This is a genomic window from Micromonospora echinofusca, from assembly GCF_017614955.1.
In the GTDB taxonomy this organism is placed as follows: domain Bacteria; phylum Actinomycetota; class Actinomycetes; order Mycobacteriales; family Micromonosporaceae; genus Micromonospora; species Micromonospora echinofusca_A.
This window is the reverse complement of the sequence record NZ_WVUH01000460.1, coordinates 1-4,683: the sequence shown is the minus strand read 5'-3', so window position 1 is coordinate 4,683 and position 4,683 is coordinate 1. Positions and strand designations below refer to the sequence as shown.

The window sequence follows — 4,683 nt, the reverse complement described above, 5'->3', positions numbered from 1 at the left end:
GTGCGGTGTCGATGCCCACCCGGGCCCGGGTCGCCGAACGCTTCCCCGGCTGAGGGGGCCGTCGGCGCCGCCCCGTCGGGTCCTCCCCGCCGGCTGCCGCCGCCGGGGCTCAGCCGGCGGCGGCAGCCAACTGGGCGTAGCCCCGCCGGACCGCCACCAGCGCCGATTCCGGCCCGAAGGGCGCGGCGGCGGCGACCTCCCCGGGCGGACGGCCGGCAGCGTACCCGGCCCGGATCAGCCCGGCCAGTTCGGTCAGTTCGGCGTGCTGGGCCCGGGCAAACGACAGGTCCACCACCGACCCGCGCCCCGGTACGACCACCGTGGCCGGGCCGGACAGCCCGATCAGCGTCGCCAGCGCCGCCGGCCAGTCCAGCGGGAAACTCTCCTCGAAGGCCGGCGGACCGCTCTCCTCGACCAGGTCCCCGGCGACCAGCACGTCGGCGTCCGGCGCGTAGACCACCAGGTCCCCGGCGGTGTGCCCACGCCCCGGATGGCGCAGCAGCACCGACCGGCCGCCGACGTCGAGCGTGGTCCGGGTGTGCACGGCCACGGTCGGGGCGAGCAGCCGGGTGGTCGCCAGTTCGGCGGCCAGCACCGGGTGCTCGGGCAGCATCTCGGCGTGGGCCTGCCGGCGTACCTCGTCGGGCTGGTCGCGCAGCAGCCGGGCGGTCACCTCGTGCGCGTACACCGGACAGGCCGGGTCGGCGGCCAGGGTCCGGTTGCCGAAGCAGTGGTCGAAGTGGTGGTGGGTGTTGACGACCGCCCACGGGTGCGGGGTGACCGCGCGGACCGCACCCGCCAGCTCGGTGGCCTGCCGCACGGTGGAGAGGGTGTCGACCAGCAGCGCCGCGCCGTCCCCGACGAGCAGCGTCACGTTCACGTCGAGCACCGGGTACCGCAGCACGAACACCCGGTCGGCGATCTCGACGAACCCGACCGTCACGCCGTACCGCTGGCCCGGGCGACGAAGCGTTGCCGGTCCACCAGCACCCGGTCCACCCGGCCCTCGGCCACCGTCTCGTCGCCGTCGGTCACGGTCACCTCGAACCGCAGCCGCCGCCCGTCGACCCCGACCAGGGTGGCCCGGGCGGCGACGGTACGGCCGACCACGGTGGCGGCCCGGTGGTCGAGTTCGACCCGGGTACCGACCGTGGTCATCCCGCTCGGCATCCGCACGGCGGTGGCGGCCACGGTGGCCGCCTCGGCCAGGGCGAGGACCCGGGGCGTACCCAGCACGGGTACGTCGCCCGAACCGAGGGCCTGCGCGGTGTCCGAATCGGTGACGGTCAGCTCCACCCGGGCGGTCAACCCCGACGGGAACGCGGCATCCGGCTGCTCCTGCATGCCGACAGCGTAGGCGCTGCGCGCCGTACGGTCGGGGACGGCGCCGGCCGGTGGCCGTGACCACGGGGCCTCCGTACCGGGCGGCCACCGTCGGTCCCGCCCGGGTGGCCGCCGCCACCGTCCGGCCGGGCGCCGTTAACCTGGACGGCGATGGTCGCCGTCAGTGATTCCACCCCCGCCCCGGTCGGACCGCCCCCGCCTGTGGAGGGCGGCCGGCGGCGGCTGGTCGCCATGTCGGTCTGGAGCGTCGCCTTCGTCGCCGGCTGGCTGCTCATCGGGCTGCCCACCGACCCGCTCTACGCGTTCGCCTGGCTCTGGACGGCGACCATCGCCTGGCGCCCCGACCGGACCTGGCGGGAGCACCTGCGGTTCGCCCGGGACTGGCTGCCGGTGGTGCTCCTGCTCGCCGCGTACAACCTCTCCCGGGGGTTCGCCGACAACGGTGCGACGCCGCACGCCATCGAGCTGATCATGGCGGACGTGTGGATGTTCGGCTGGGCCACCGGGGGTGAGGTGCCGACCGTCTGGTTGCAGGAGCACCTCTACCGCCCCGAGGTGCAGTGGTGGGACGTGGTGGCCAGCTGGGTCTACTTCTCGCACTTCGTGGTCGCGCTGGCCGCCGCCGTGGTGCTCTGGCTGCGGGAACGGGCCCGCTGGGCGGCGTTCATGCGCCGCTGGGCGTTCCTCTGCGCCACCGGCCTGGTCACCTACTTCCTCTACCCGGCCGCCCCGCCCTGGTGGGCGGCCCAGTACGGGCTGCTGGAGGAGGTCGCCCGGATCTCCACCCGGGGCTGGAAGGCGTTCGGGATGCACGGCGCCGGCAACCTGCTCAACGCCGGCCAGATCGCCTCGAACCCGGTTGCCGCGATGCCGTCGCTGCACACCGCGTTCGCGCTCTTCGTCGTGCTGTTCTTCCTACGCTCCACCCGACGCCGCTGGTGGCCGCTGCTGCTGGCGTACCCGCTGGCGATGACCTTCACCCTGGTCTACTCCGGCGAGCACTACGTGATCGACGTGCTGGTCGGCTGGGCGTACGTGGGGATGACCTTCCTGGCGGTCGGGTGGGGCGAACGCTGGTGGGCCGCCCGGCAGGCGCGCCGGGGGACGACCGGTGCCGCCGGAACGCCGGACGCCGTCCCGACGCCGCCCTCGGAACGGCCGGTCAGCCGGCCCGACGGGCGGCGTGCGCCCGGTCGATCAGCTCCGCAGCCATCGCCCACGCCTCGGTGAGGTCCCGGTCCACCGCCGCCGCGCCCGACCCGCCGGCCGTGTCGACGTGCACGGTGGCCAGCCGGAGCCGGCGCTGTACCGGCCCCTGCACCACCCGCACGCTCTGGATCCGGGAGTACGGCACGATCACCAGTTGCCGGGTGAGCAGGCCGTGGCGTACTACGAAGACCCGGTGGTGCAGGCCGGCACCGATCACCCGCAGCGCCAGCGGATGCTGCCAGCGGGCCCGGCGTGGCGGAGGGACGAGCGGCAGGTCGACCAGGCGTACCCCCGGCAGCAGTTCGGCGACGACCAGCTCACCGGTGCGCAGGTCGCCGACCGGGAGCAGCCGGTCCGGCCGGTTACGGTCGTCCGGCTCGCCGGCCGAGTAACCGGCCACCTCCAGCCGCAGCCGTAGCCAGCCCTTCGCCCGCCAGAGCAACGGCCAGGTCACCCCGACCGCCTGCACCCGGTTGAGCGGTACGGTCTGGGCGCGGGTCTCCAGCAGGCCGTGCCGGACCCGCAGGGCGGCCTCGTCGCGGGCCAGCCGGAAGTTCCAGTCGTCGAGCACCCGACGGGCCGGTTGCAGCAGCACCCCGGCCATCGCGGTCAGGGTGCTCGCCACCGCGATGAACGACCAGACCCCCTCGGTCAGGAACTGGGCCAGCACGAAGGCGAGCCCGAACGGCAGCATGAACGCCTGCGGGGTGAGCAGCTGACTGGTCACCAGGTCCCGGTTGGCCACCGCGTGCAGCTCGTAACCGGCCGGTGCGGGTGGCGCGGCCGGTTCGGTCGTGCCGTCCGGCGCGGGTACGACGTCCGGGGCGCGGCCGGCGATCCGGAGCAGCCGCTCCCGCAGCGCGACCGCCTCGGCGACCCCCAGGAAGGCCAGCGGTGCCTCGGTCTTGCCCCCGCCGACCACCTCCAGCCGCAGCTCGGCCAGACCAGTCAACTGGGCCAGCAGCGGGCGGACCACCTCGATGGCCTGCAACCGCTCCAGCGGGATCGCCCGGGTCCGCCGCCAGAGCAGTCCCTCGTGGATGCGCAGCTCCCGGCCGACCACGTGGTAACCGGTGTTGTACCAGCTCACCACCGCCAGCACGGTGGCGCCGAGGACCAGCACGGTGACCATCGCGGCGAACCAGCCGAGCCCGACCCGGCTCAGCGTCGACCAGGACAGCGCGGCGATCACCACGACGATCGACTTGGCGCCCTGGAGCACCGGGCTGAGCGGGTGCAGGCGGCGGCGGGGCTCGGCCACGACCGGTTCGCTCACCGCGCCGCTCCCCTGGTGGCCCGCCCCCGGCCGACGGCCTCTCCGCTTCCGGGAGCCGGTCGCCCGCTGGTCAAAGCCCCTCCGCCCGGTCCTCGCCGAGCGCGGTGAGCCGGTCCCGCAGCCGGGCCGCCTCCGCCGGGCGCAGCCCCGGTACCCGGGCGTCGCTGGCTGCGGCGGCGGTGTGCAGCTGCACCGTGGCCAGGTCGAAGGCGCGTTCCAGCGGCCCGGCGCTGACATCGACGAACTGCATCCGCGAGTACGGCACGATGGACAGCCGCCGGACCAGCAGGCCGTGCCGGACCAGCAGGTCGTCGGCCCGTTCGGCGTACCCCCAGGCGCCCACGGCGCGGACGATCGCCACGACCCGCCAGGCGCCGAGCAGCGCGACGGCGAGGATCCCGGCACCGAACAGTCCGTGGCCGCTCAACGCCCAACCTGCCGCCAGGCCGACCAGGGGCACCGTCAGTCCGAGGGCGAGCCGGAGCAGTTCGACCCAGATCAGGTCCCGGGAGACCCGTTGCCAGCGCACCGTGTCCGGCCACGGCGCCAACGGGTCGGGCGGGCCGGGATCCGGCGCGGGTACGGTCTCCTCGGTCACGCTTCGAGCGTAGGCGATGGCGCGACCGGCAACACCTCACGCAGGAACCCGCGTGCGTCGAGGAACGCCCCGAGGGTCGGCCGGTGCTCCGGGCAGGCGAGCCACGTCTTGCGCCGCTGCGGGGTGTGCAACCGGGGATTGTTCCACCGCAGGGCCCACTCCGCCGTCGCCCGGCAACCCCGGGCCGAACAGACCGGTGCCGAAAGCGCGGGTGGGGTCTCGGTCACCCGGGGAGTCTACGGCGCCGGGTGGGGAG

Annotated in this window: 6 protein-coding genes; 1 reads left to right on the top strand and 5 read right to left on the bottom strand. The window is 75.0% G+C overall.

Features of this window, described 5'->3' with window-relative positions; genetic code table 11:
• Positions 1 to 109: 109 nt before the first annotated feature.
• Positions 110 to 943: an MBL fold metallo-hydrolase gene (locus tag GSF22_RS30895; RefSeq protein ID WP_208817443.1), complete on the bottom strand. Its 834-nt coding sequence runs from the start codon at positions 941 to 943 to the stop codon at positions 110 to 112.
• A complete protein-coding gene (locus tag GSF22_RS30890; protein WP_208817442.1) occupies positions 940 to 1,344 on the bottom strand; it encodes a thioesterase family protein in 405 nt (134 codons plus the stop codon). The genes GSF22_RS30895 and GSF22_RS30890 overlap by 4 nt, the downstream gene beginning before the upstream one ends.
• A 150-nt stretch (positions 1,345 to 1,494) precedes the next feature.
• Between GSF22_RS30890 and GSF22_RS30885 the strand changes: the two genes are divergently transcribed.
• Positions 1,495 to 2,574: a phosphatase PAP2 family protein gene (locus GSF22_RS30885; protein WP_208817441.1), complete on the top strand. Its 1,080-nt coding sequence runs from the start codon at positions 1,495 to 1,497 to the stop codon at positions 2,572 to 2,574.
• Here the strand turns inward: GSF22_RS30885 and GSF22_RS30880 are convergent.
• The 3 genes from GSF22_RS30880 to GSF22_RS30870 all read right to left on the bottom strand — a co-directional run bounded on the left by GSF22_RS30880 (position 2,507) and on the right by GSF22_RS30870 (position 4,654).
• Positions 2,507 to 3,829, bottom strand: a complete 1,323-nt coding sequence (locus GSF22_RS30880; protein WP_208817440.1) for a PH domain-containing protein — start codon at positions 3,827 to 3,829, stop codon at positions 2,507 to 2,509. The genes GSF22_RS30885 and GSF22_RS30880 overlap by 68 nt on opposite strands.
• A gap of 70 nt (positions 3,830 to 3,899) precedes the next feature.
• Entirely contained in the window at positions 3,900 to 4,427 is a 528-nt protein-coding gene (locus GSF22_RS30875; protein ID WP_307804478.1) for a PH domain-containing protein, read from the bottom strand.
• Positions 4,424 to 4,654, bottom strand: coding sequence for a hypothetical protein (locus tag GSF22_RS30870; protein WP_208817439.1), 231 nt, complete (start codon positions 4,652 to 4,654; stop codon positions 4,424 to 4,426). The genes GSF22_RS30875 and GSF22_RS30870 overlap by 4 nt, the downstream gene beginning before the upstream one ends.
• Positions 4,655 to 4,683 lie beyond the last annotated feature (29 nt).

What these genes read in the sequence shown, in the direction of transcription:
- GSF22_RS30885 (WP_208817441.1), top strand. Translation starts at nt 1,495, where the DNA reads ATGGTCGCCGTCAGTGATTCCACCCCCGCCCCGGTCGGACCGCCCCCG.
- GSF22_RS30890 (WP_208817442.1), bottom strand. Translation starts at nt 1,344, where the DNA reads ATGCAGGAGCAGCCGGATGCCGCGTTCCCGTCGGGGTTGACCGCCCGG.